This is a genomic window from Micromonospora sp. ZG13 (genome assembly GCF_059359355.1).
Genome location: NZ_JCADBQ010000005.1, coordinates 92,359 through 117,798, shown reverse-complemented (window position 1 = coordinate 117,798; position 25,440 = coordinate 92,359). Strand labels below are relative to the sequence as shown.

The window sequence follows — 25,440 nt, the reverse complement described above, 5'->3', positions numbered from 1 at the left end:
CGGGGTTCGACCCGTTACCGACGAAACGAAGGTGAGGGGCTTTCGCGGCCGACGGTTCTTACAGCGATCGTTTCGAATCCGCCACGCCGTGTAACGGTTCGGTCAACCCGCTCCCCTGGGGCTTTCGTCACAGCTCAAAGGTGGGATAGCGTCCGGCCCCAGACCGGCGACGACGGTCTGGTTCGTCCGCCCCCGCAAGGGCCAATCGGCAGCGGGTGGTTCGGACCATGGGACGGAGGAGGGTTCGGGCCTTGAGGCAGAAGCTCGCGCGCGTTATCGGTGGGGTCGCCATGCTGGCGCTCGTCGCCGGCGGCACCGCATGCTCCAGCGGTAGCGACGACACGGCGTCCGGTGGCGACGCCTGCGGCAACAAGATCGCGTTCTTCGGCGCGCTGACGGGTCCGTCGGCGGCGCTCGGCATCAACGAGAACAACGGCGTCAAGCTGGCGGTCGACAAGTACAACAAGGAGAACGCCGACTGCAAGGTCGAGCTGGTTCCCCTGGACTCGCAGGGCAGCCCGGACCAGGCGCCCGGTCTGGCGCAGAAGGCCATCGACGACACCAAGATCCTCGGCATCGTCGGCCCGGCCTACTCGGGTGAGTCGGAGGCCGCCGGTCCGCTCTTCAACGAGGCCGGTCTGGTCACCATCACCCCCTCCGCGACCCGGCCGAGCCTCTCGGAGCAGGGTTGGAAGACCTTCTTCCGCGCGGTCGGCAACGACTTCAGCCAGGGCCCGGCGGCCGGCAACTACATCAAGAACGTGCTGAAGGCCGACAAGGTCTTCGTCATCGACGACCAGTCCGCGTACGGCGCCGGTCTGGCCGACGAGGTCAAGAAGCTGCTCGGCCCGGCGGTCGTCGCCTCGGACAAGGTCCAGGGCGAGGGCAAGCAGACCGAGTTCTCGGCCGTGGTCACCAAGGTCAAGGCCGCCAACGTCAAGGCGGTCTTCTACGGCGGCTACTACCAGGAGGCCGGCCTGATCCGCAAGCAGCTCACCGCTGCCGGGGTCACCGCTCCGATGATCGCCGGCGACGGCGTGAACGACGCCGCGTACATCACCTCCGCGGGTGCGGCGGCGGCCGAGGGCACCATCCTCACCTGCCCGTGCCAGCCGGCGGCCGAGGCGCGCGGCACCTTCGTCCAGGAGTACAAGGCGCTCAACGGGGCCGAGCCGGGCACCTACAGCGACACGGCCTACGACGCCGCGAACATCCTGCTGGCCGGCATCAAGGCTGGCAAGACCACCCGTGAGGGCCTGCTGGAGTTCGTGAAGGGCTACAGCGGCGAGGGCGTCGCGGCGAGCTACAAGTTCGTCGAGGGCGGCGAGCTCGACCCGGCGCAGGTCAAGGTCTGGGCCTTCAAGGTCGTCGGCGGCAAGGTCGTGCCGGACCAGGAGATCCCCAAGTCCTGACGTCGGTCGCTGCTACGGCGATTGAGTGGTGATCGCGGGCGCGGCCGGGAGCTGTGCTCCCGGCCGCGCCCCACTTTTCTCTCCAGACCCTGATGGAGTGTCCCTTCATTGAACTTCGACGACCTGTTCTCCAACTTCGGGACATACACGACGACCGGCCTGACGCAGGGTGCGATCTACGCCCTGGTCGCGCTCGGCTACACGCTGGTCTACGGCGTGCTGAGACTCATCAACTTCGCTCACTCCGAGGTCTTCATCGCCGGTGCGTTCGCGGCGATCTGGACCTGGAACGGTTTCGGGCTCGACCAGAACTCGCAGGTCAGCGGCATCGGGTCGATCATGTTCTACCTGCTGGTGGCGATGATCGTCGCGGCGATCGCCTCCGCCGGCACGGCCACCGTGATCGAGCGGGTGGCGTACCGGCCGCTGCGTAAGCGCAACGCGCCGCCGCTGGCCTTCCTGATCACGGCGATCGGCGCGTCCATCGCCATCTCCGAGGCGTTCGGCATCTGGACCCGCCGCCGCCCGGAGGGCGCCCCGATCCTGGTCAGCCAGGATCCGCTGTTCCACATCTTCGGCGTGCCGATCGACGGGGTGCAGCTGCTCACCCTCGGCGCCGCGCTGGTGATGATGATCGCGCTGGACATGTTCATCAACCGCAGCCGGGTCGGTCGCGGCATCCGGGCGGTCGCCCAGGACGCCAACACCGCCGCGCTGATGGGCGTGAACAAGGACCGGATCATCCTGATCGTCTTCATCGCCGGCGGCAGCATGGCCGGCGTCGCTGGCCTGCTCTACGACGTACGGATCCAGACCCTCACCTACAGCGTCGGCTTCCTGCTCGGCCTCAAGGCCTTCACCGCCGCGGTGCTCGGCGGCATCGGCAACCTGCGCGGCGCGCTCGTCGGCGGCCTGCTGCTGGGCTTGATCGAGAACTACGCCTCCGGTCTGTTCGGCAGCGAGTGGAAGGACTTCGCCGCCTTCGCGCTGCTGGTGGTGCTGCTGATGTTCCGGCCGACCGGTCTGCTGGGTGAGTCGCTGGGGAGGGCACGGGCATGACGACCGTCTTGGAGAAGGTGCGCTCCGGCCGCGAGGCGGCCGGCGAACGGTGGCGCGGCGCGCCGCGCTGGGTGCGCTGGGCGCTGCTGGCCGCGGTGATCGTGTTCTTCTACGCGCTGCCGAACAAGGAGTTCTACCAGTACCTCGGGCCGATCCCGACCCCCGGTGCGAACTTCACGCAGGTGATGTTCACCGTCTCGATCTACGTGCTGCTGGCCGTCGGTCTGAACATCGTGGTCGGCTTCGCCGGCCTGCTCGACCTCGGCTACTTCGGCTTCTTCGCCGTCGGCGCGTACACCGTGGCGGTGCTGACCTCGCCGAGCAGCGACCTCAAGACGCTGTGGCCGTGGCTGCTGGCGGTGCCGGTGGCGATCGCCCTGACGATGGTCTCCGGTGTGATGCTCGGTACGCCGACCCTGCGGCTGCGGGGCGACTACCTGGCGCTGGTGACGCTCGGCTTCGCCGAGATGATCCGCATCGGCGCGGTCAGCTCGGAGTTCCTCAAGGGCCAGCGGGGCTTCAACCAGATCCCGCACCCGCCCGGCCAGTACGCCGACGGCAAGCCGGTCTTCGGCGTGCTCGACGCCCGGCCGTACTACTGGCTGGTCCTCACGGTGATCATCCTGGTGGTCATCGGGGTGCGGAACCTGACCCACAGCCGGGTCGGGCGCGCCTGGATCTCCATCCGGGAGGACGAGGACGCCGCGCAGCTCATGGGCGTGCCGACGTTCAAGTTCAAGCTGTGGGCGTTCGCCGCAGGCGCCGCGATCGCCGGCCTGGCCGGTGCGTTGTTCGCAGGCAAACAGAACTTCGTCAACTCGCAGAACTTCGAGCTGCTGAACTCGATCATCATCCTGGCCGCGGTCATCTTCGGTGGCTCCGGCAACATCGTCGGCGCGATCGTCGGCGGCGGCCTCGTGGCGTACATGATCGAGCGGTTCCGTGGCATCGAGCTGTTCGGCGTCGAGCTGTACGAGTACCGGTTCCTGTTCTTCGGCCTGGTGCTGGTGGTCATGATGATCTTCCGGCCGGAGGGTCTGATCCCCAACCGACGACGTGCGGCGGAGTTCAAGGATCGTCGCAAGGAGGTGACCGTCGGTGAGTGACACCGAGCAGACGCCGGTCGTTCCGGCGCAGGCCGGCGCACCGGCCGTGGAGGCGGTGCCCACCCGGGAGCCGCTGCTGGAGGTCGACAAGGTCACGCTGCGCTTCGGCGGCGTGGTCGCCCTGAACGAGGTGGACTTCACCCTCTACAAGGGCGAGATCCTCGGTCTGATCGGCCCGAACGGCGCCGGCAAGACCACCTGCTTCAACGCCATGACCGGCATCTACCAGCCCACCGAGGGGCAGATCCGGTTCCGCGGCCAGAAGATCAGCGGCAAGAAGCGGCACCAGATCACCAAGATGGGCATGGCGCGGACGTTCCAGAACATCCGCCTCTTCCCCGAGATGACCGCGCTTGAGAACGTCCAGGTCGGCGCCGACGCGCACCACAAGACCAGCGTCGTCTCCGCGCTGTTCCGCCTGCCGCGGCACTGGAAGGAGGAGCGCGAGGGCCGGGAGAAGGCCGAGCGCCTGCTGGAGTTCGTCGGCATCCGCAAGCGGATGCACGAGTTCGCCCGCAACCTCTCCTACGGCGAGCAGCGGCGGCTGGAGATCGCCCGCGCGCTGGCCACCGACCCCGTGCTGCTCTGCCTGGACGAGCCGGCCGCCGGCTTCAACCCGGCGGAGAAGGAGGAACTGCTCCAGCTCATCCGGCAGATCCGCGACACCGGCGTGACCGTGCTGCTCATCGAGCACGACATGCGCCTGGTCATGGGGGTCACCGACCGGATCGTGGTGCTGGAGTTCGGAAAGAAGATCGCCGAGGGGCTGCCCGCCGAGGTGCGGGAGAACCCGAAGGTTATCGCGGCGTACCTGGGGGTGCCGGACGATGCTGCTTGAGATCGACGATGTGAGCCTGCTCTACGGGCGGATCCAGGCGCTGCACGGCATCAGCCTGACGGTGGACGAGGGCGAGATCGTCGCCCTGATCGGCGCCAACGGCGCCGGCAAGTCGACCACGATGCGGGCGATCTCCGGGATCCGGCCGGTCGCCAGCGGCAGCATCCGGTTCAACGGCGAGGACATCACCAAGCTCCGGGCGGACCTGCGGGTCCGGCGCGGGCTGTGCCAGGCCCCCGAGGGCCGCGGGATCTTCCCGGGCATGACGGTGCTGGAGAACCTGGACATGGGCGCGTACACCCGGCGTGACCGCGCCGGCATCGCCCAGGACCTCGACCGGGTGCTGGGGCTCTTCCCGCGCCTGGCCGAGCGGCGCAGGCAGCAGGGCGGCACCCTCTCCGGCGGCGAGCAGCAGATGCTGGCCGTCGGGCGGGCGCTGATGAGCCGGCCGAAGCTGCTGCTGCTCGACGAGCCCTCGATGGGTCTGGCGCCGATGCTGATCCAGCAGATCTTCGACATCATCGTCGAGATCAACCAGCAGGGCACCACCGTCCTGCTGGTGGAGCAGAACGCCCAGCAGGCGCTGGCCCGCGCCCACCGGGCGTACGTGCTGGAGACCGGCCGGATCGTCAAGAGCGGCACCGGCGCCGAGCTGCTGCACGACCCGGCGGTCAAAGAGGCCTACCTCGGCGTGGCCTGACCGGCCGTCACCCCTCATCGCAAGGAGTACCCCATGTTCCTCATCAGTGGTGGCCGCCGGGCCGCCCTCGGCGTCACCGGCGCCGCGCTGCTCGCCCTCTCGCTGGCCGGCTGCGGCGAGAAGGAGAACACCGAGCAGCCCGGCGCCGGCCCCAGCGTCACCGCCGCCGCCGACTCGGCGCTGGCCGCGAAGGTGCCCGACGCCATCAAGGCCGACGGCGTGATCAAGGTCGGCACCGACTCGACGTACGCCCCGGCGGAGTTCCTCGACGCCGACGGCAAGACGGTCGTCGGCTTCGACATCGAGCTGTTCAACGCGGTAGCGCAGAAGCTCGGCCTCAAGGCCGAGTACGAGTCGGCGCCGTTCGACGCCATCCTGCCCGGTGTCGACTCGGGCAAGTACGAGGTCGGCGTCTCGTCGTTCACCATCAACGCCGACCGGATGAAGACCGTCAACATGGTCAGCTACTTCTCCGCCGGCACCCAGTGGGCGACCAAGTCGGGCAACCCGGCCAAGGTCGACCCCGAGAACGCCTGCGGCAAGAAGATCGCCGTGCAGGTCGGCACCGTGCAGCTCGACGACATCACCGCCCGGTCGAAGAAGTGCACCGACGCCGGCAAGCCGGCGATCACCATCGACCAGTACCAGGCGCAGAGCGACGCCACGGCCGCCGTGGTCAGCGGCAAGGACGACGCCATGCTGGCCGACTCCCCGGTCGGCGCGTACGCGGTGAAGCAGAGCAGCGGCCAGCTGGAGCTGCTGGGCGACATCTACGAGTCGGCCCCGTACGGCTACGCGGTGAAGAAGGACCAGGCCGCGTTCGCCGAGGTGCTCAAGGAGGCCGTCGCGGCGGTCATCGCCGACGGCACGTACGAGGGCGCGCTGAAGAAGTGGGGCGTCGAGGGCGGCGCCATCACGACGCCGGCGCTGAACCCGACCAGCTGACCATGCCGGTCGAGACGGACACACCCGAACGGGCACGGCCGGAACCCATCCGCGCCGTGCCCGTGCGGCATCCCGGGCGGTGGGTCGCCGTCGCCGTGATCGGGGTGCTGGTGGCCATGTTCGTGCACCTGCTGGTGACGAACAAGGCGTTCAACTGGTCGTTCATGATCGACGAGATGTTCCGCCCGCCGATCATGGCGGGGGTACGCGGCAGCATCGCGCTGCTGCTGACCGCCATGCTGATCGGCATCGTGCTGGGCGTCGTCATCGCCGTCATGCGGCTGTCGGAGAACCCGATCCTGCGCGGCGTCGCGTGGGCGTACACCTGGTTCTTCCGGGCGGTGCCCCGGCTGGTGCTGGCGATCCTCTTCGGCAACCTGGGCATCCTGTGGGCCCGCATCGAGTTCGGGCTGCCCTTCGACCGGCAGATCGGCGCCCTGTTCGGGGTCGACGACTTCGAGGCGCGGCTGTTCGGCTTCTCGGCGGTGGACATCCTGACCGGGTTCGTCGCCGGCATGCTGGCGCTGGGCCTGTCGGAGGCCGCCTACATGGCGGAGATCGTCCGGGCCGGCATCCAGTCGGTCGACGAGGGCCAGACGGAGGCCGCCCAGGCGCTGGGCATGCGGCGGGGGCAGATCCTGCGCCGCATCGTGCTGCCGCAGGCCATGCGGGTGATCGTCCCGCCGACCGGCAACGAGACCATCGCGATGCTCAAGGACACCTCGCTGGTGGCCTTCGTGCCGGTCTCGATGGAGCTGTTCTTCCAGCTCAGGGCCGTGGGTAGCCGTACCTTCCAGGTCTTTCCGATGCTGGTGGCGGCGACCATCTGGTACCTGCTGCTGACCAGCGTGCTGCTGGTCGGGCAGTACTACCTGGAGCGGCACTTCTCCAAGGGCGTGCGGCGCAGCGGGCGGGCGAGGACCAGGCTGCGGGGGATCGCGGCGGAGAGCGGCGGCACGACCGGGAAGGCGGACGGCGCATGACCGAGCTGACGGTGCCGGCGCAGACCGGCGGGCCGGCGGTGGAGTCCGGGCCGATGGTCCGGGCCGAGCAGGTGCACAAGTCGTTCGGGGCGATCGAGGTGCTCAAGGGCATCGACCTGGAGGTCCGCAGCGGCGAGGTGTGCTGCCTGCTGGGCCCCTCGGGCTCCGGCAAGTCGACGTTCCTGCGCTGCATCAACCACCTGGAGAAGATCAACGCCGGTCGGATCTGGGTGGACGGCGACCTGATCGGCTACCGCGAGCGCGGCGGCAAGCTGCACGAGATGCGGGAGAAGGACGTCGCCGCCCAGCGCCGCGCGATCGGCATGGTGTTCCAGCGGTTCAACCTCTTCCCGCACATGACCGCCCTGCAGAACGTCGCCGAGGCGCCGGTGCTGCTGGGCCGGGAGTCCAAGGCCGCCGCCCGGGACCGGGCCGCCGCCCTGCTGGAGCGGGTGGGGCTGGGCGACAAGCTCGGCAACTACCCGAGCCAGCTCTCCGGCGGGCAGCAGCAGCGGGTGGCGATCGCCCGGGCGCTGGCGATGCAGCCGAAGCTGATGCTCTTCGACGAGCCCACCAGCGCGCTCGACCCGGAGCTGGTCGGCGAGGTGCTCGACGTGATGAAGGACCTGGCCCGCGACGGCATGACGATGATCGTGGTCACCCACGAGATCGGCTTCGCCCGCGAGGTCGGCGACTCGCTGGTCTTCATGGACGGCGGCGTCGTGGTCGAGTCCGGCGTGCCCCGCGAGGTGATCGCCAACCCCCGGCACGACCGGACGAAGGCGTTCCTGGCCAAGGTGCTCTGAGACGGGATGCCGGCGCGGTCCCCGCGAGGGCCGCGCCGGCGCCCGTGCCGGTGACGGCCATCGCGGCCCTGGCGGTGACGTCCGTGTCGGCCGCGCCTCCTGGCGGTGACGTCCGTGCCGGGGCGCGCCCGTGCCGGTGTCCCGGAGTGTCGGAGCGGGCGGCTAGAGTCGCTGCCGTGACAGCTACGACGCCGCGCTTGCTCCTCGTCGACGGACATTCCATGGCATATAGGGCGTTCTTCGCCCTGCCCGTGGAAAACTTCTCCACCACGACGGGGCAGCCGACCAACGCCGTCTACGGCTTCACGTCCATGCTGATCAACGTGCTGCGTGACGAGCAGCCCACGCACATCGTGGTCGCCTTCGACGTCTCCCGCCGCTCCTTCCGCACGGAGAAATATGCGGAGTACAAGGCCGGCCGCAGCGAGACCCCGACCGACTTCAAGGGCCAGGTCAGCCTGGTCAAGGAGGTCCTGGCGGCGCTGCGCATCCCGGTGGTGGAGAAGGAGGGCTACGAGGCCGACGACATCATCGCCACCCTCGCCTGCCAGGCCCGCGACCAGGGCATGTCGGTGCTGATCAGCACCGGTGACCGGGACGCCTTCCAGCTCGTCGGTGAGAACGTCACCGTGCTCTACCCGCGCAAGGGCGTCTCGGACCTGGCCCGGATGGACCCGGCGGCGATCGAGGCGAAGTACGGCGTCGCCCCGGAGCGCTACCGCGACCTGGCCGCCCTGGTCGGCGAGACCAGCGACAACCTGCCCGGCGTCCCGGGCGTCGGCCCGAAGACCGCCGCAAAGTGGATCAACCTGTACGGCGGGGTCGACGGGGTCATCGCGCGGGCCGACGAGATCAAGGGCAAGGCCGGCGACAGCCTGCGTGAGCGGCTCGCCGACGTGATCCGCAACTACGAGATCAACTGCCTCGTCTCCGACCTGGAGCTGCCGCTGCGCCCCGAGGACACGCGCTGGGAGGGGTGGGACCGCGAGGCCGTCCACCAGGTCTTCGACACGCTCGAGTTCCGCATCCTGCGCGACCGGCTCTACCAGTACCTGGAGGCGGTGGAGCCGGAGGCCGAGTCCGGGTTCGACCTGACCGGCGAGGTGCTCACCGAGCCCGGGGCGCTCGCCGGGTGGCTGGAGACGCACGCGCCGGCCGACACCCCGGTGGGCGTGGCCGCGAAGCTCGACACGGGCCCCAACCGCCGGCACACCGCCTCCGTGACCGGGCTGGCGCTGGCCACCGCCGGCGGCGCGGCGGCCTGGGTCGACCCCGCCACCCTGGAGCCGATCGACGAGGCGGCCCTGGCGGCCTGGCTGGCCGACGCCGGAAGGCCCAAGGTCCTGCACGACAGCAAGCCGGCGGTGCTGGCGTTCGCCGCGCACGGCTGGAGCCTGGAGGGCATCCTGCGCGACACGCAGATCGCCGCCTACCTGGCCCGCCCCGACCAGCGCTCCTACGACCTGACCGACCTGGCCCTGCGCTACCTGCACCGCGAGCTGCGGGTCGACGCCCCGGAGACCGGCCAGCTCACGCTGGAGGGGCTCGGCAACGACGGCGAGGCGGAGCAGAACCTCATGCTCCAGGCCCGGGCCACCCTCGACCTGGCCGACGCGATCGACGCCGAGCTGTCCCGCGACGGCGAGCAGTCGGCGCGGCTGATGGCCGGGGTGGAGCTGCCGCTGATGCGGGTGCTCGCCGGCATGGAGCGCACCGGCATCGCCGCCGACACGCACTACCTCTCCGAGTTGGAGGCGCACTTCGCCGCCGAGGTGAAGGCCGCCGCCCAGGGGGCGTACGAGTCTGTCGGCCGGGAGTTCAACCTCGGCTCGCCGAAGCAGTTGCAGGAGATCCTTTTCGGCGAGCTGGGCCTGCCCAAGACCAAGAAGATCAAGACCGGCTACACCACCGACGCCGACGCCCTCCAGTGGCTCTACGCGCAGAACCCGCACCCGGTGCTGGCCCACCTGCTGCGCCACCGCGACGTGGCGAAGCTGAAGACGACCGTCGACGGGCTGCTCAAGTCGGTCTCCGACGACGGCCGCATCCACACCACCTTCAACCAGACGGTGGCGGCCACCGGTCGGCTCTCCTCGACCGAGCCCAACCTGCAGAACATCCCGATCCGCACCGAGGAGGGCCGCCGCATCCGGCGCGCCTTCGTGGTGGGGGAGGGCTACGACTGCCTGCTGACCGCCGACTACAGCCAGATCGAGATGCGGATCATGGCGCACCTGTCGTCGGACGAGGCGCTGATCGAGGCGTTCAACTCCGGCGCCGACTTCCACGCCGCCACCGCCTCGTCGGTCTTCGGGGTGCCGGTGGACGAGGTCACCGCCGACCAGCGCCGCAAGATCAAGGCGATGAACTACGGCCTGGCGTACGGGCTGAGCGCGTTCGGCCTCTCCCAGCAGCTCGGGATCACCGCCGAGGAGGCGCGCGGGCTGATGGAGAACTACTTCGCCGGGTTCGGCGGGGTGCGCGACTACCTCCAGGAGGTCGTCGCCCGCGCCCGCCACGACGGCTACACCTCGACCATCCTGGGCCGCCGCCGCTACCTGCCCGACCTGGTCAGCGACAACCGGCAGCGCCGGGAGATGGCCGAGCGGATGGCGCTCAACGCCCCCATCCAGGGCTCGGCGGCCGACATCATCAAGGTCGCCATGCTGCACGTCGACACCGCCCTGCGCGAGGCGGGCCTGCGCTCGCGGATGCTGCTCCAGGTGCACGACGAGCTGGTCTTCGAGGTCGCCCCCGGCGAACGGGAGACCCTGGAGGCGCTGGTGCGGCGGGAGATGGGCGGGGCGCACCCGCTGTCGGTGCCGCTGGAGGTCTCGGTCGGCGAGGGCCGGGACTGGAACAGCGCCGACCACTGACGGGCACCGTCCCGCCGCGCGTCGGCGCCGGCCCCGCCCGGGGAGGGCGGCAGGGCCGGCGTCGCCCGTCGAACCGCGCGGAACGGATGTGATCGGGGCAGGGCCCGCGTCGCCGTCAGCCGTTGGGGACGGCCGTGCCCGCCGCGCGCAGGGCCGCCGCCAGCCGGTCGCGTACCGCCGTCTGCGCCGCGATGCGGGCGTCGAGCACCGCGAGCCGGTCCAGGGCGACCCGGACGCCGGCCGGCGCGGGCGCGGCTGCGGCCACGTCGCCGTCCAGGCAGGGCAGGAACGTCCGTACGTCGTCGAGCGTCAGGCCGGCGGCCAGCAGGTGGCGGATGTTGCGCACCCGGCCGACCGACCGCGCGTCGTAGACGCGGTAGCCGTTGTGGGCCCGCCGGGAGTCGATCAGCCCGTGCCGCTCGTAGTGCCGCAGCGCGCGCGGGGTGGCGCCGGTGGCCGCCGCCAGCTCGCCGATCAGCATGGTCCGCACCTCCGGGCACCGTTCTACCAGTGCGGCGCGCGGCGCCGTCACGCGATCACGGCGCCGCCGTCGACCGGCAGCACGACGCCGGTGACGAAGCCGGCCGCCGGGTCGGCGAGGTGCAGGATCACCCACGCCACCTCCTCGGGGCGGCCGACGCGTCCCAGCGGCGTGCGGGCCACCTGCCACCGGCGTACCTCGGCCTGCTGCTGCGGCGTCAACCCCTGGTGCGCGCCGATCGGGGTGTCGACGGCGCCGGGCGCGACCGCCACCACCCTGATCCCGTACGGCGCGAGCTCCACCGCCCAGCTGCGGGTCAGCGAGTCCAGGGCGGCCTTTCCCGCGGCGTACAGCGAACTGCCCGGCCAGGCCCGCGACCCGACCGACGTGGTGACGTTGACGACGACGCCCCGGCTGTCGGTCAGCGCCGGCACCGCCGCCTGGGTGAGTAGGAGCGGCGCCACCAGGTTCGTCGCCAGTTGGCGCTCGACGGCCTCGGGGGCGAGCGAACCGAGCGGACCGCCGCCGGCCACGCCCGCGTTGTTGACCAGCACGTCGAGGCGGCCGTGCCGCCGCGTGACGGCGCCGACGATCCGCTCGGCGGCGCCGGGTGCGGTGACGTCGGCGACCAGCGGCTCGATGCCGGCGTCACCGGCGGCGGTCTCCGCCAGGGGCGCGGCCCGTCGGCCCACGGCGACGACGTGCGCGCCCCGGGCGCGGAACTCGTGGGCGGTGGCCCGTCCGATTCCGGTGCCCGCCCCGGTGACGACGACGATCCTGCGCTGCGTACGACTCATGGCGCGCATCGTCGGACCCTGCCGTCAGCGGCAGGGTCAAGCGCGGCGCCGCTCAGCGCTTCAGCGGGTCGTGGCCCCAGTTCATCAGCGACCAGCGCCACTTCGTGTCGCGCACGTCGCCGGAGGGGCGCTGCGCCATGTGCCGGCGGACGTAGCCGACGACCTTGCGCATGTGCCGGTAGTCGCCCTCGGAGAGCTCGGCACGCTTGCGCCGCAGCAGACTGATGATCTTCCTCCCGGATTCGTGCCCGACCGATTCGCCGCCGCCGGAGCGCCCGCCCTTGTGCCAGCCGACCTGCTTCGACTCGTCGGTCTCCAGCCACTTCGACAGCTCGGTCGGCTTCATGTTCACCGCCTCGGTGAACTCCCGGTAGGTGTCGCGGCCCTCGTCACCCCTGCTCATGGCGCAGCGCCTCCGGTCGGTGTGCGACGTCGCGTCCCGAGTCGTCGTTGCGGATCCGGTACTGCGGGTCGTCCGGGGACGCGTTCACGGCGTGCCCGCGTACGTGCGTCCGTTCGGTGATCTTCTCCTTCACCACGCCGTACGCCCGGCCGCTGTGGCTGGCCCAGGAGACGTGGTCGCCTCTGCGGAACTCGCTCTGCTCGGCCATGCCGCGCGGGTACCCGGCGTCGACGGGCCGAAACGACGAGCCGCGGGCTACGGCGTGATGTAGGCGATCGGCAGCTTGATCTCGAACGGTTCGACCAGCCCGATCAGCTCCGCGCTGTCGTGCGGGCGGGCTTCTCCGCGACGAAGATGGCGGTGCCGGGGAACAGCCGGCCGCGCAGTGGGCTCCACTGCCCCCAGATCTCCTCGTGCCCCTCGGGCCACTCCGGTTCCACCAGGTCGACCAGGCGGAATCCGGCACCCACGAGCTCGCGGACCCGGTCACCGAGCGTGCGGTGCTGCTCGACGTAGGTGGCGTCGCCGGTCTCGTCCTGCTCGACGTAGGGAGAGCGGTCGAAGTACGAGTGCACGGCGGTCAGCCCGCCCTCGCCGGGATCGTCGAGGAAGATCCACCGCATCGGGTGGGTCACCGAGAACACCCATCGGCCGCCGGGGCGCAGCACGCGGAACACCTCGCGCATGACCGCCGCCGAGTCGGCCACGAAGGGGATCGCCCCGAACGCGGTGCAGGCGGTGTCGAACGCGGCGTCGGCGAAGGGCAGCGCCAGCGCGTCGGCCTGCACCAGCGGCACGCGTACGCCGGTGCGGGCGGCCGCGAGCGCGGCGTGCCGCAGCATCCCGGCGGACAGGTCGAGGGCGACCGGCCGGGCGCCGCGGGTGGCGAGCCACCGCGCGGCGGCGGCGGCCCCGCAGCCGAGTTCCAGCACCCGCCGCCCGGCCAGCTCACCCAGCAGCCGTACGTCGGCCTCCCGCACGCCCTCGGGGCACCAGACGAAGTCCAGGTCGCCGAGGAACCGGCCGTGCTCGGCCTGGTAGTCGTCGGCGTCGGCGTCCCACCAGCGGCGGTTCGCGCGGCGGGCCTCGGCGTCGCCGACCCGGCGCCGGGTCACCCGGCTGTCGTCATCCACGCGCCCACGCTAGCCCCGGGGGACCCGCGCGCCGGCCTACCCCCGCGGTGCGTGGCGTGGCGTGCGGCGCTACCGTTCACCCTGATGCTCCTGTGACGGACGCTACATCTGCGACGTCTTCCTACCGATATCTCCGCTTTCGCAGCTGACGAGGCGACGAGAGGGCGGGAGGCCTTGCACGCTGTGGTAATACAGCGGGTAGGCTAGACGATGCGCTCGCGGATCGTGTGCCTCGGCAGGGAGCAGGTGCGCGGTCTCCGGGACCACTGGCGGAGCCACATCCATGATCTCACGCGATGATCTTTCGGTGTGCCCGGCGACGGATCCGCTGGCGCGAACAGGTCACCGCGACACACCAGCCTGCTGTGACACACCATCCGACCGGAGCAACCGCCCACATGACGAGCAGCATCGAGGCCCCCTCGAGCGCCACCCGGGTCACCCACGACGATCTCGGTTCCGAGGAGGCTTTCCTCGCCGCGATCGACGAGACCATCAAGTACTTCAACGACGGCGACATTGTCGAAGGCACCGTCGTCAAGGTCGATCGGGACGAGGTCCTGCTCGACATCGGCTACAAGACCGAGGGCGTCATCCCCTCTCGGGAGTTGTCGATCAAGCACGACGTGGACCCGGCCGAGGTCGTTTCGGTTGGTGACCACATCGAGGCCCTGGTCCTCCAGAAGGAGGACAAGGAGGGTCGTCTGATCCTCTCCAAGAAGCGGGCGCAGTACGAGCGGGCCTGGGGCACCATCGAGAAGATCAAGGACGAGGACGGCGTCGTCCGCGGCTCGGTCATCGAGGTGGTCAAGGGTGGCCTCATCCTCGACATCGGGCTGCGCGGCTTCCTGCCCGCCTCCCTGGTCGAGATGCGTCGGGTGCGTGACCTGCAGCCGTACGTCGGCCGCGAGCTCGAAGCCAAGATCATCGAGCTGGACAAGAACCGCAACAACGTGGTTCTGTCCCGCCGGGCCTGGCTGGAGCAGACGCAGTCCGAGGTGCGCACCGAGTTCCTCAACAAGCTCCAGAAGGGCCAGGTCCGCAAGGGCGTCGTGTCCTCGATCGTCAACTTCGGCGCGTTCGTCGACCTGGGCGGCGTGGACGGCCTGGTGCACGTCTCCGAGCTGTCCTGGAAGCACATCGACCACCCGTCCGAGGTCGTCGAGGTGGGCCAGGAGGTCGAGGTCGAGGTCCTGGACGTCGACCTGGACCGCGAGCGGGTCTCGCTGTCGCTGAAGGCGACCCAGGAGGACCCGTGGCGTCAGTTCGCCCGCACCCACGCGATCCAGCAGATCGTGCCGGGTAAGGTCACCAAGCTGGTGCCGTTCGGCGCCTTCGTCCGGGTGGACGACGGCATCGAGGGTCTGGTCCACATCTCCGAGCTGGCCGAGCGCCACGTGGAGATCCCGGAGCAGGTCGTCCAGGTCGGCTCCGAGGTCATGGTCAAGGTCATCGACATCGACCTGGAGCGCCGCCGGATCTCGCTGTCGCTCAAGCAGGCCAACGAGGGCTTCGTCGAGGGCGAGGAGCACTTCGACCCGACCCTCTACGGCATGGCCGCGACGTACGACGCCGAGGGCAACTACATCTACCCGGAGGGCTTCGACCCGGAGACGGGCGAGTGGCTCGAGGGGTACGACAAGCAGCGCGAGACCTGGGAGAACCAGTACGCCGAGGCGCGTCAGCGCTGGGAGGCCCACACCAAGCAGGTGCAGACCTCCCGGGCCGCCGACGCCGAGGCCGCTGCCAACCCGGCTCCGGCCGTCACCGGTGGTGGCACCACCACCTCGACCAGCGCGGCCCCGAGCCGCCAGGCCGAGGAGCCGGCCGGCACCCTGGCCACCGACGAGGCGCTCGCCGCTCTGCGGGAGAAGCTCGCCGGCGGCAAGTGACCCGCTGAACGACGACGGGCCCCGTCCCCGCGATCGCGAGATCGCCGGGGGCGGGGCCTCCGTCGTTTCCTACGCGCCAGGCGGCGCGGCGTCGGCGACCGGCTGCCTCAGGATGGTGCGTCGCCTCTCGGGGACGACCCTGCGGAAGTCGCTGAGGTAGATCTCGTGGTGCCGGCCGACCATCCGCAGCCCGTTGCCCGGCACGAACTCGTCGTGCAGGCGCGCCAGCACCTCGGCCTCGTCGTCGAACGAACCGACGTGCAGCGTCTGCACGCACCGACCCTCGGACAGCGTCTCCAGCCGGACGTCGTCGAGACGCGACGGGCGGTTGCGGGCCCCGGCCTGCGCCACGGCGGCGGTGAACAGGTCCCGGCCGATCCAGTCCGGAGTCATGATCATCAACGTCCAGCTCCACCGTGACTTGTCGCGGGCGGTGGTGAAGGACGCCATCTCCTCGGCCCACCACAGGCCCTCCAGGGGCGGTACGACGTAGTCGCGTCCGAGGTCGCGTCCGCCGGTGAACTTCAGCTTGTAGGCCACGGGGTAGAGGGCCTCGACGGCGTCGGTGAACGCCGGCGAGGTGTTCGGGTCGCCGTGGCCGTCGATCATCAGGTACTGCGTGTCGGGCACGTCCACGATCCGGAACCGGCCCCGTTCGGCCCGGTACGTGTCGAGGGACTTCTTGAAGTCAGTCTTGTCCGTCATCGGGCACCTGGGCTCGGGCGGCGAGCCACTGCCTTTCCGCCTCCAGGAGGCTCAGTGAGTACGAGAACACCTCGCGCGCCGGTCGCGGGAGGGGGGCCTGCGCCTGCTGCGCCGCCCGGATCGCCCCGATGTGGGCCTCGACCCCCGCCAGCCGGGTACGCAGCGCCGCCGCGTACTCCCGGTCGGAGAGCAGGGGCAGGTTGGCGAGGCCGACGAGCAACGGGTGCCGGGCCGGCTGCGGCTGCGCGACGAGGGCCAGCGCGGTGCGCGTCGCGACCTCCCGGCCCTCGGCGGTGGCGTGGAAGACGCGGCGGGACTTCGCGGTGGCGGGAGCCTCGGGAGCGTGGACCAGGCCGCGCTTCTCCAGCTTGCCGAGCAGGTAGTAGATCGAGGAGAACCCGACGTCGGTCCACTGCCGGATGCCGCGTTGCGCGATGACCCGCTCCAGGTCGTAGCCGTGCCGGGCGCGTTCGACGATCAGGCCCAGCACGGTCAGCTCGGCGGGGGTCAGCTCCACGCTCGTATTCTAATACTAGAATAGAGTGCCCCGGTGCCGGCGGCACGGGGGTGATCCGGTTGACTGGTGCCCGTGTTGAAGGTGGGACTGACCGGAGGCATCGGGTCGGGCAAGAGCGCCGTGGCGAGGCGCCTGGTGGAACGCGGCGCGGTGGTGATCGACTCCGACCGCCTTGCCCGGGAGGTGGTCGCGCCGGGCACGGAAGGGCTGGCCGAGATCGTCGCGGCCTTCTCCGACCGGGTCCTCGACGCCGAGGGCGCCCTCGACCGGGCGGCACTGGGCGCGCTGGTGTTCGCCGACGAGACGGCGCGCCGCCGCCTGGAGGCGATCACCCATCCCCGCGTACGGGCCCGCTCCGCCGAGCTGGCCGCCGCGGCGGGGCCCGACGCGATCGTGGTCAACGACGTGCCGCTGCTGGTGGAGGTGGGGCTCGCCCCCTCGTACCACCTGGTGGTCGTGGTGCAGACGGAGGTCGCCACCCGACTCGCGCGGCTGGCCCGCGACCGGGGGATGGACCGGGCGGAGGCCGAGCGGCGGATCGCCGCGCAGGCCGACGACGCCCGGCGCCGGGCCGCGGCGGACGTGCTGCTGACCAACGACGGCAGCCTCGCCGACCTGCACGCGGCGGTCGACGCGCTGTGGCACGAGCGGCTGCGGCCCTACGAGGCGAACCTGCGCGAGCGGCGGGCGGCCACCTCGGAGCACGTCGTCCTGACGGAGGCCGACCCGACCTGGCCGCAGCAGTACGCGCGGCTGGCCGCCCGGATCCGGCACGCGGTCGCCCCCGCCGACCCGCGCATCGACCACATCGGCTCGACCGCGGTCCCGGGACTCGCCGCCAAGGACGTGATCGACATCCAGCTCACCGTCCCGACCCTCGCCGACGCGGACGGGCCGCTGGCCGAACGACTCGCGGCGGCGGGTTTCCCGCGCCTGCCCGGCGACTGGTGGGACAACCCCCGCCCGCCCGGCAGCGCCCGCTGGGAGAAGCGGCTGCACGCCAGTGCCGACCCCGGCCGTCCCGTGCACCTGCACGTCCGCCCGGTGGACTCGCCCGGCTGGCGGTACGCGCTGCTGATGCGCGACCACCTGCGTGCCGACCCGGACCAGCGGTCGGCCTACCTGACGCTGAAGCGGGAGCTGGCGGCCTCCGCCCCCGACAGCGCCACCTGGACCACCGCGAAGGACCCGTGGTTCGACGAGGAGCACCTGCGCGCCGAGCAGTGGGCGGCGCAGACGGGCTGGCGTCCCTGACCGGTCAGCGGCCCCCGGCCGGGGGCCGGGGCACCGGCACGAGCCGGGGCACCGTGTCGGGCGTCAGGTCGAGCTGGGCCCACGCGCCGACGCGGGTACGCAGCTCCAGGCGGCGCAGCTCGCCGGAACGGTCGATCCAGTAGCGCAGCGGCCCCCGCGCCGTGCGCAGCTCGACCACGTCGACCGTCCTCCCGGCGACGGCGTCGCCGCGGATCCGGCGGGCGGCGTCCCGCCCGCCCGGGCCGGCGGCCCGCAGCGCCGCGTCGAGCAGCAGCCCCAGCTCGCCCGCGCGGCGCGGGTCGGCGCGCCACCCCTCGGCGGGCGGGGGCAGCGGCGGCCGGCCGGGCGACTCCACGCCGCCCGGGACCGTCGTGGCCGGCACGTCCGCGCGGCTGACGCCGGTGCGGTCCACGCGCAGCAGCGTCCGGCGCTCCGGCACGCCGAGGTCGGCGACGGCCACGTACGCGGCCCGCGTGCTCCAGCTCACCCAGCCGGCGCCGCGCAGGTTGGTGACGGTGGCGACGGGCGCGGTCAGGGTCACGGCGGCGCCGCCGCGGGCGCGCAGCCGGGCGGGCAACCGGTCGAGCCGGCCGCGTTCGGTGGTGCTCAGCGCCCGGGGCTGCCCCGGCCGCCCGCCGAGGGCGTCGACGGGCCGCAGCGTCGGCCGGTCCGCCCGGTTGAGCTGCACGGTCACCGGTCCCGCGCCGGCCAGCACGGTCTCCAGCCGGTGCAGCCGGGCGTCGTGGTCGAGCCAGTAGCGCGGGTGCCCGTCCGGCGACGAGGGCGGGGCCGACGCGCCGGGACCGGGCGGCGGCGCCTGGAGGATGTCGACCGGCGCCGCCCCGACGGTGGCGCCACCGACGCGGCGTGCCGCGTCGGCCGGCGGATCCGGGCGGTCGGTGGCGAGGCGGAAGACCAGGTCGAGCACGGCGGCCAGCCACCGCCCGCCGGGCGGGTCGTGCAGCCGCCAGCGGTCCGTCGGCGGCACCAGCGGGGGCGGCGCGGGGGTCGGCACGGCCGTCGGGTCGGGCCGCAGCAGGGCCACCGTCGGGGTGGCCTGGAGCAGTCCGCGCTCGGCGCCCGCGCCGGGTCCGCCGACGTCGAGGTAGACCATCGGCCGGGACCAGTCGATCCAGCCGACCAGTTCGGTACGCGCCCCGCCGGCGCCCGCCGTCACGCGCACCCCGGCCCGCAGGTCCCGGTAGTTGGTGACCCGCATCGCGGCCAGCCGCTCGCGTTCGTCGACGGTCAGCGCCCGCGGCTGTTCCGCCCGCTCGGGCGCCCAGGTCAGCAGCCCCACCACCAGCGCGGCGGCGGAGAGCACGGCCACGGCCGTGAGCACCAGCAGGGCGGTACGCCGACGGCCGGTCACCACCCGAGGGACGCCGCCGGTGTGGGCGTCGTCGTGCGGCGGGGGGCCCGGCGGCGGGTGCGTCGGGCCGGGACGGGCGGTCCGGTCGGCGGAGGTCTCCACGGGAGGTTGAACGCGATTCGCCCCGGTGGGGTGACGAGCAGGGGCGCTCGCGGCGGCCGGTCAGCGCCTCACGCGCGACCACGTCGGGTGCGCACGCCGGGCCTACCGGGTGCTGCGACCCCTGTGCCGGGGGCGGGCCGGCCCTGACGGCCTGGCCACCTGCCCGGTCGGCCGCCGCGAGCGGCCTACACGGAGAGCGTAGTCCGGTGAGATGCGCCACACAATGCGAATATTGAAGCCGATCACGGACCGGGCGTAGTCGCGTCGCGGTGTCGGACCCCCGGCGTACCGTTGGGGTCATGGCGCTCGACATTCCCCGGCTCGACGGCCGTTTCCAGGTCATCAGCGAGTTCCAGCCGGCCGGCGACCAGCCGGCGGCCATCGACGATCTGGAGCGCCGGGTCCGGCGCGGCGACCGCAACACGGTGCTGCTCGGCGCGACCGGCACCGGCAAGAGCGCCACCACCGCGTGGCTGATCGAGCGGGTGCAACGGCCGACGCTGGTGCTGGCGCCCAACAAGACCCTCTGCGCGCAGCTGGCCAAGGAGTTCAGCGAGCTGCTGCCGCACAACGCTGTCGAATACTTCGTCTCCTACTACGACTACTACCAGCCCGAGGCCTACATCCCGCAGACCGACACCTACATCGAGAAGGACTCCTCGATCAACGAGGAGGTCGAGCGGCTGCGGCACTCGGCGACCATGTCGCTGCTCACCCGCCGCGACGTGATCGTGGTGGCCACCGTCTCGGCGATCTACGGGCTGGGCACCCCGGAGGAATACCTCGACCGGGCGGTGCGGGTCGCGGTCGGGCAGGAGCTGGACCGTGACCAGTTGCTGCGCCGGCTGGTCGACATCCAGTACACGCGCAACGACATGGCCTTCAACCGGGGCACCTTCCGGGTCCGCGGCGACACGCTGGAGATCATCCCGGCCTACGAGGAGCTGGCCGTGCGGATCGAGCTCTTCGGCGACGAGGTGGAGAAGCTCTACTACCTCAACCCGCTCACCGGCGACGTGGTCAAGGAGGTCGACGGGTTGGTCATCTTCCCGGCCACCCACTACGCGGCCGGGCCGGAGCGGATGGAGCGGGCGATCCGCGACATCGAGGCCGAGCTGGCCGAGCGGCTGGCCGAGCTGGAGCGGCAGGGCAAGCTGCTGGAGGCGCAGCGGCTGCGGATGCGCACCACCTACGACATCGAGATGATGCGCCAGGTCGGGTTCTGCTCCGGCATCGAGAACTACTCGATGCACATGGACGGCCGGCTGCCCGGCAGCCCGCCGCACTGTCTGCTCGACTACTTCCCCGACGACTTCCTCACGGTCGTCGACGAGTCGCACGTGACCATCCCGCAGATCGGCGGCATGTACGAGGGCGACGCGTCCCGCAAGCGGATGCTGATCGACCACGGCTTCCGGCTGCCCAGCGCCGCCGACAACCGGCCGCTGCGCTTCGACGAGTTCCTGGAGCGGGTGGGCCAGATGGTCTTCCTCTCCGCCACGCCCGGCCCGTGGGAGCTGGAGCAGGCCCAGGGCGAGTTCGTCGAGCAGGTGATCCGGCCGACCGGCCTGATCGACCCGGAGGTCGTCGTCAAGCCGACCAAGGGCCAGATCGACGACCTGATGCACGAGATCAAGCTGCGCACCGAGCGCGACGAGCGGGTGCTGGTCACCACGCTGACCAAGAAGATGGCCGAGGACCTGTCCGACTACCTCCTGGAGAACGGCATCCGGGTGCGCTACCTGCACTCCGAGGTCGACACGCTGCGCCGGGTGGAGCTGCTGCGCGAGCTGCGCAAGGGCGACTACGACGTGCTCGTCGGCATCAACCTGCTCCGGGAGGGTCTCGACCTGCCCGAGGTGTCGCTGGTGGCGATCCTCGACGCCGACAAGGAGGGCTTCCTGCGCAGCGGCCGGTCGCTGATCCAGACCATCGGCCGGGCGGCCCGCAACGTCTCCGGCCAGGTGCACATGTACGCCGACAAGATCACCCCGTCGATGGCCGAGGCGATCGGGGAGACCAACCGGCGGCGCGACAAGCAGATCGCGCACAACGAGGCCCACGGCATCAACCCCGAGCCGCTGCGCAAGAAGATCCACGACATCCTCGACGACATCTACCGCGAGGCGGAGGACACCGAGAACAGCCGCGTCGGCGGCGCCGTACGGCAGCTCTCCCGGGGCAAGGCGCCGGTCAAGGAGACCCGCAGCCGCAGCCGGACCGGCGGCGCGGGCCCGGCGCGGGAGGGCATGGCCCGGGCCGAGCTGGCCCAGCTCATCCAGGAACTCAACGACCAGATGCTGGCCGCCGCCCGGGAGCTCCAGTTCGAGTTGGCCGCGCGGATCCGAGACGAGGTCGCGGACCTGAAGAAGGAGCTGCGCGGCATGGACGCCGCAGGCGTGAAGTGAGCTGTCCGGGCCCGCACCCGTCCGGCTGACGGAGGCGGGCCCGGAGCGCGCGGCGTGGTCTCTGATTGCGGTACGCGAGCGGGCTATTGCGCTCAGTGATCGTCCTGCGTACTCTCCCTCGGTGGGGAGGCAGGGGATGCCGTTGCCAACGAGTCCGGTCATTCGTCGCGCCCGGCTGGGCGCCGAGCTGCGTCAGCTGCGGCGGCGGGAGGCGCTGACCCTGGAGCAGGTCTGCGACCGGCTGGGGTGGGCCTCCACCTCGAAGCTGTCCCGCATCGAGCTGGGGCAGAGCCGGCCCGACCTGGCCGACGTGCTCGACCTGCTCGACGTCTACGAGGTGCCGCCGCCGCAGCGCGACGCGCTCATCGTCATCGCCCGCGACGCCGCCACCAGCCGGGGCTGGTGGAAGGCGCTGGGGGAGATGGGGGAGCGGCAGCGCACGTACGCCGAGCTGGAGGCGGGGGCGGCGAGCATCGTGGACTGGCAGCCCGCCGTCGTGCCGGGGCTGCTCCAGACCCCGGCGTACGCGCGGCTGCGGATCGCCGCCGGCCGGCTGCTCGACCCGGCCCTCGACGTGGACGCCGACGTGCGCGCCCGGGCGCTGCGGCACGAGGTGCTGCGGCGGGCCGACCCGCCCCGCTACACGGCGCTGCTCGCCGAGGCGGCCTGCGACGCCGGTGACACCCCGCCGCAGGTGTGGCGGGAGCAGTTGCGGCACCTGGTCGACCTGGCCGGCCTGCCGCACGTGACGATCCGGCTGCTGCCCCGGGGCGTCGCCGCGCGGGGCGGGGCGCAGCCGCTCACGCCCTACTCCTGCTACTCGTTCCCCGACCCGGCCGACCCGCGCACGGTGATGCTGGAGGCGCTGACCACCGACGTACGCCTCGTGACGGCGGTCGACGTCGACCGCTACGAGCGGCTCACGGGCTGGCTGCTGGACGCGGCCCTCGGCCCGGAGGAGACGGTCGCGGCCCTGAACCGCCTCGCCGTCGACTGAGCCCGCTCACGCGTGGCGGCGGAAGCCGCCCTCCGAGTCGATCACCTGGCCGGTAATCCAGTCGGCGTCGGGCGAGCAGAGGAACCGCACCAGCCGGGCGGCGTCCTGCGGGGTGCCCCAGCGCCCGCCCGGGAAGAGCTTCGCGACCTCGGCGTACGCCTCGGGGGAGGCGTACCCGGTGTCCGTCGGGCCGGGGTGGACGCAGTTGACGGTGATGCCGCGAGGCATCAGCAGCGGCGAGAGCTGGAAGGTCGCGTTCTCCACCGCCGCCTTGCTGATCGCGTAGGCGAGGGTCTGCGGCATCGGGCCGAGGCGCTGGCCGCTGGAGAAGAGCACCAACCGGCCGCCCTCGCCGGCGGTGAAGGCCGCGGCGAACGCCTCGGCGAGCAGCAGCGTGGCCCGCACGTTGACCAGCAGGTGCCGGTCGATCTCGGCCGCGTCCAGTGCGCCGAACGGGGTGTCGGTGCAGTACGCGTGCACGGCGACCACCGCGTCGAGCCGGCCGTGCCGGCGCAGCGCCTCGCCGACCAGGTCGGCGGGCGCCGCCGGGTCGAGCAGGTCGGCGCGGACGTGTGCGGCGTCGTCCAACTCGCCCAGCAGGGCCGGCACGCCCTCGGGATCACCGCCGTAGGGCTGGGCGTCGTCGAACTCCGGCAGGCCGGTGAGCAGCAGCCGCCAGCCGTCCGCGGCGAGGGTGCGGGCGACCGCCGCGCCGATCCCGATGCGTCGACTCACGCCCGTCACGAGGGCTACCCGTTGCGTCATGGGGACCAGTCAACCGGGGCCTGGTGCCCGGGGGCCAGCGGTTATCGCCGCGCGGCAACCGGGCCCGGCGCCCCCGAGCCCGTCGGGACCGGCGGCCGACGCGTGCACGGCGCACCCTAGGCCAGGGGTACGACAATTCAGGCCGGCACGTCCACGAAGTGCTCGACCAGCGGCGGGTTGGCGAAGTGCGGGCCGATGAGCGCCCGCCACCGCGCGAAGCGCTCGGTGCCGCGGAAGTTGTCGTTGTGCGCCTCGACCGAGTCCCACTCGACCAGCAGCACGAAGCGGCTCGGGGACTCGACGCCCCGGGTCATCCGCACCGACCGGCAGCCGGGCGTGCCCGCGAGCACCGGATGCCCCTCGGCGTACGCGGCGGCGAACTCGTCCTCGTGGCCCGGCAGTACGTCGATGAGCGCGACCTCAAGCACCATGCCGGCAGCCTTTCACGCCGCCGCCCGGGCCGCGCGTCGCGGGGGCCTGTTCCCGCGGCCCGGGCGGATCCAGGGCGGGCGCGCGGAAAAGGGAGGCGCATGCCTCTCATCCGAACACCTAGCCTCCTAGGATGCGTACAGGTGGCGTACCCCGCCACGCGCCTTCTGATAGATGCTCGCGAGTGGGGAAGGACACCGGCCGCCCGGGCTGCGGCCGCTCGCCACGATGGGCAACAATGGCGGGCGAGGAGGGGAGTATTCCCCCGCGACGGGGTCGTCAGCACGGTCGAGCGCCGATCTGGATGCCCGACCCGGCCCCGTCGGTCGCCGCCCCGCAGGCGGCGACGGAAGAGACCTCCGACAGTCACCAGTGTCAGCGTCGCCGGCACACCGCGCCCAACGGGGGCGTACGGTGTGCCCGTCGCTGCCTGTCTGCCGGAGGAATGAACCTTGGACGTGTCCGGACTGGTCTGGGCGGGGACGCTCGTCGCCCTCACCGGGATCCTGCTCGTGGATCTGCTGATCATCGGTCGGCGACCGCACGAGCCCAGCGTGCGGGAGTCGAGCCTCTGGGTCGGCTTCTACGTCGCCCTGGCCCTGGTCTTCGGCGCCGGCCTGTGGCTGACCTCCGGGGCCAGCGCGGCCGGGCAGTTCTACACCGGCTGGCTGACCGAGTACAGCCTCTCGGTCGACAACCTGTTCGTCTTCGTGATCATCATGGCCCGGTTCGGGGTGCCCCGGCAGTACCAGCAGAAGGTGCTGCTCATCGGCATCGTGCTGGCGCTGGTCATGCGCGGCGGCTTCATCGCGGCCGGCGCGGCGCTCATCTCGCAGTTCTCCTTCGTGTTCTACATCTTCGGCGCGTTCCTGATCTACACCGCGATCAACCTCGCCCGGCAGGGGGAGCCCGACGGGGAGGAGTTCTCCGAGAACGCGCTGATCCGGTGGAGCCGCAAGGCGCTGCCGATCTCCCGGGACTACGACGGCGCCAGGATGACCACCCACACGGTGAAGGGCAAGCGGATCTTCACCCCGATGCTGATCGTCATGATCGCCATCGGCACCACGGATCTGATCTTCGCGCTCGACTCCATTCCGGCGATCTTCGGCATCACGCAGGAGCCGTACCTGGTCTTCACCGCCAACGTCTTCGCGCTGATGGGCCTGCGGCAGCTCTACTTCCTGCTCGGTGGCCTGCTCAACCGACTGATCTACCTCAGCTACGGCCTGGCGGTGGTGCTCGGCTTCATCGGCGTCAAGCTGGTGCTGGAGGCCCTCGCCGACAACAAGCTGCCGTTCATCAACGGCGGCGAGCACGTCTCGTGGGCCCCGCACATCCCGATCTGGTTGTCGCTGACGATCATCCTCGGCACCCTGGCCGTAGCCACGGCGGCCAGCCTGGTCAAGTCCTCCCGCGACCGGCGGCGGGTGCTGGTCGACGCCCGCCCCTGAGGCGTA

Annotated in this window: 24 protein-coding genes; 14 read left to right on the top strand and 10 right to left on the bottom strand. The window is 71.7% G+C overall.

Annotated features, from left to right (window positions below; translation table 11 throughout):
• Positions 1–251: 251 nt before the first annotated feature.
• The 9 genes from AC5L34_RS13310 to polA all read left to right on the top strand — a co-directional run bounded on the left by AC5L34_RS13310 (position 252) and on the right by polA (position 10,725).
• Entirely contained in the window at positions 252–1,412 is a 1,161-nt protein-coding gene (locus AC5L34_RS13310) for a branched-chain amino acid ABC transporter substrate-binding protein (RefSeq protein WP_363903831.1), read from the top strand.
• A gap of 108 nt (positions 1,413–1,520) precedes the next feature.
• Complete coding sequence (locus AC5L34_RS13305) at positions 1,521–2,471, top strand: branched-chain amino acid ABC transporter permease (protein WP_363902537.1); 951 nt, start codon at positions 1,521–1,523, stop codon at positions 2,469–2,471.
• Complete coding sequence (locus AC5L34_RS13300; protein WP_357563217.1) at positions 2,468–3,577, top strand: branched-chain amino acid ABC transporter permease; 1,110 nt, start codon at positions 2,468–2,470, stop codon at positions 3,575–3,577. The genes AC5L34_RS13305 and AC5L34_RS13300 overlap by 4 nt, the downstream gene beginning before the upstream one ends.
• Entirely contained in the window at positions 3,570–4,415 is an 846-nt protein-coding gene (locus tag AC5L34_RS13295) for an ABC transporter ATP-binding protein (RefSeq protein WP_441174777.1), read from the top strand. The genes AC5L34_RS13300 and AC5L34_RS13295 overlap by 8 nt, the downstream gene beginning before the upstream one ends.
• A complete protein-coding gene (locus AC5L34_RS13290; RefSeq protein WP_088999313.1) occupies positions 4,405–5,115 on the top strand; it encodes an ABC transporter ATP-binding protein in 711 nt (236 codons plus the stop codon). The genes AC5L34_RS13295 and AC5L34_RS13290 overlap by 11 nt, the downstream gene beginning before the upstream one ends.
• A gap of 33 nt (positions 5,116–5,148) precedes the next feature.
• A complete protein-coding gene (locus tag AC5L34_RS13285; protein WP_441174776.1) occupies positions 5,149–6,060 on the top strand; it encodes an ABC transporter substrate-binding protein in 912 nt (303 codons plus the stop codon).
• 2 nt (positions 6,061–6,062) lie between these two features.
• Entirely contained in the window at positions 6,063–7,043 is a 981-nt protein-coding gene (locus AC5L34_RS13280; RefSeq protein ID WP_494825109.1) for an amino acid ABC transporter permease, read from the top strand.
• Positions 7,040–7,849 (top strand): amino acid ABC transporter ATP-binding protein, encoded by an 810-nt coding sequence (locus AC5L34_RS13275; RefSeq protein WP_494825107.1) that lies wholly within the window; start codon positions 7,040–7,042, stop codon positions 7,847–7,849. Before AC5L34_RS13280 ends, AC5L34_RS13275 begins: the two co-directional genes overlap by 4 nt.
• A 176-nt stretch (positions 7,850–8,025) precedes the next feature.
• Positions 8,026–10,725 carry a DNA polymerase I gene (gene polA / locus AC5L34_RS13270; RefSeq protein ID WP_441174773.1) on the top strand — a complete coding sequence of 900 codons (2,700 nt, stop codon included), beginning with the start codon at positions 8,026–8,028 and terminating at the stop codon, positions 10,723–10,725.
• A 115-nt stretch (positions 10,726–10,840) separates the two neighbouring features.
• Here the strand turns inward: polA and AC5L34_RS13265 are convergent, their stop codons facing one another.
• The 5 genes from AC5L34_RS13265 to AC5L34_RS13245 form a co-directional block, all read right to left on the bottom strand.
• Positions 10,841–11,206 carry a MerR family transcriptional regulator gene (locus AC5L34_RS13265; RefSeq protein ID WP_088999318.1) on the bottom strand — a complete coding sequence of 122 codons (366 nt, stop codon included), beginning with the start codon at positions 11,204–11,206 and terminating at the stop codon, positions 10,841–10,843.
• Between the two features lie 47 nt (positions 11,207–11,253).
• Positions 11,254–12,003 carry an SDR family NAD(P)-dependent oxidoreductase gene (locus AC5L34_RS13260; RefSeq protein WP_441174772.1) on the bottom strand — a complete coding sequence of 250 codons (750 nt, stop codon included), beginning with the start codon at positions 12,001–12,003 and terminating at the stop codon, positions 11,254–11,256.
• Between the two features lie 52 nt (positions 12,004–12,055).
• Complete coding sequence (locus AC5L34_RS13255) at positions 12,056–12,406, bottom strand: DUF3140 domain-containing protein (RefSeq protein ID WP_441174771.1); 351 nt, start codon at positions 12,404–12,406, stop codon at positions 12,056–12,058.
• Positions 12,393–12,614 (bottom strand): hypervirulence associated TUDOR domain-containing protein, encoded by a 222-nt coding sequence (locus tag AC5L34_RS13250; protein WP_441174770.1) that lies wholly within the window; start codon positions 12,612–12,614, stop codon positions 12,393–12,395. Before AC5L34_RS13250 ends, AC5L34_RS13255 begins: the two co-directional genes overlap by 14 nt.
• 103 nt (positions 12,615–12,717) lie before the next feature.
• Positions 12,718–13,539 (bottom strand): class I SAM-dependent methyltransferase, encoded by an 822-nt coding sequence (locus AC5L34_RS13245; protein WP_441174769.1) that lies wholly within the window; start codon positions 13,537–13,539, stop codon positions 12,718–12,720.
• A gap of 296 nt (positions 13,540–13,835) precedes the next feature.
• Here AC5L34_RS13245 and rpsA point away from each other — a divergent pair, with 296 nt between their 5' ends.
• Positions 13,836–15,431, top strand: coding sequence for a 30S ribosomal protein S1 (gene rpsA / locus AC5L34_RS13240; protein ID WP_088999324.1), 1,596 nt, complete (start codon positions 13,836–13,838; stop codon positions 15,429–15,431).
• 69 nt (positions 15,432–15,500) lie between these two features.
• Here rpsA and AC5L34_RS13235 read toward each other — a convergent pair whose 3' ends face one another.
• Together AC5L34_RS13235 and AC5L34_RS13230 are read right to left on the bottom strand one after the other, a co-directional pair.
• Positions 15,501–16,136, bottom strand: a complete 636-nt coding sequence (locus tag AC5L34_RS13235) for a GyrI-like domain-containing protein (protein ID WP_441174768.1) — start codon at positions 16,134–16,136, stop codon at positions 15,501–15,503.
• Positions 16,120–16,653 carry a PadR family transcriptional regulator gene (locus AC5L34_RS13230; RefSeq protein WP_494825103.1) on the bottom strand — a complete coding sequence of 178 codons (534 nt, stop codon included), beginning with the start codon at positions 16,651–16,653 and terminating at the stop codon, positions 16,120–16,122. Before AC5L34_RS13230 ends, AC5L34_RS13235 begins: the two co-directional genes overlap by 17 nt.
• Before the next feature lie 72 nt (positions 16,654–16,725).
• Here AC5L34_RS13230 and coaE point away from each other — a divergent pair, with 72 nt between their 5' ends.
• Positions 16,726–17,907 (top strand): dephospho-CoA kinase, encoded by a 1,182-nt coding sequence (coaE, locus tag AC5L34_RS13225; protein ID WP_494825101.1) that lies wholly within the window; start codon positions 16,726–16,728, stop codon positions 17,905–17,907.
• Positions 17,908–17,911: 4 nt separating this feature from the next.
• Here the strand turns inward: coaE and AC5L34_RS13220 are convergent, their stop codons facing one another.
• Positions 17,912–19,279 carry a hypothetical protein gene (locus tag AC5L34_RS13220; RefSeq protein WP_494825099.1) on the bottom strand — a complete coding sequence of 456 codons (1,368 nt, stop codon included), beginning with the start codon at positions 19,277–19,279 and terminating at the stop codon, positions 17,912–17,914.
• Positions 19,280–19,680: 401 nt separating this feature from the next.
• On the opposite strand from AC5L34_RS13220, the gene uvrB reads away from it, so the two are divergent.
• Positions 19,681–21,789 (top strand): excinuclease ABC subunit UvrB, encoded by a 2,109-nt coding sequence (gene uvrB / locus AC5L34_RS13215; protein WP_441174764.1) that lies wholly within the window; start codon positions 19,681–19,683, stop codon positions 21,787–21,789.
• A gap of 136 nt (positions 21,790–21,925) precedes the next feature.
• The gene (locus AC5L34_RS13210) at positions 21,926–22,786 is read left to right on the top strand and encodes a helix-turn-helix domain-containing protein (protein ID WP_441174763.1); all 861 of its coding nucleotides are present in this window, start codon (positions 21,926–21,928) and stop codon (positions 22,784–22,786) included.
• A gap of 6 nt (positions 22,787–22,792) precedes the next feature.
• Here AC5L34_RS13210 and AC5L34_RS13205 read toward each other — a convergent pair whose 3' ends face one another.
• Positions 22,793–23,551, bottom strand: a complete 759-nt coding sequence (locus AC5L34_RS13205) for an SDR family oxidoreductase (protein WP_441174762.1) — start codon at positions 23,549–23,551, stop codon at positions 22,793–22,795.
• A gap of 137 nt (positions 23,552–23,688) precedes the next feature.
• The gene (locus AC5L34_RS13200; protein ID WP_091629929.1) at positions 23,689–23,982 is read right to left on the bottom strand and encodes an antibiotic biosynthesis monooxygenase family protein; all 294 of its coding nucleotides are present in this window, start codon (positions 23,980–23,982) and stop codon (positions 23,689–23,691) included.
• A gap of 450 nt (positions 23,983–24,432) precedes the next feature.
• On the opposite strand from AC5L34_RS13200, the gene AC5L34_RS13195 reads away from it, so the two are divergent.
• Entirely contained in the window at positions 24,433–25,434 is a 1,002-nt protein-coding gene (locus AC5L34_RS13195) for a TerC family protein (protein WP_441174761.1), read from the top strand.
• Positions 25,435–25,440 lie beyond the last annotated feature (6 nt).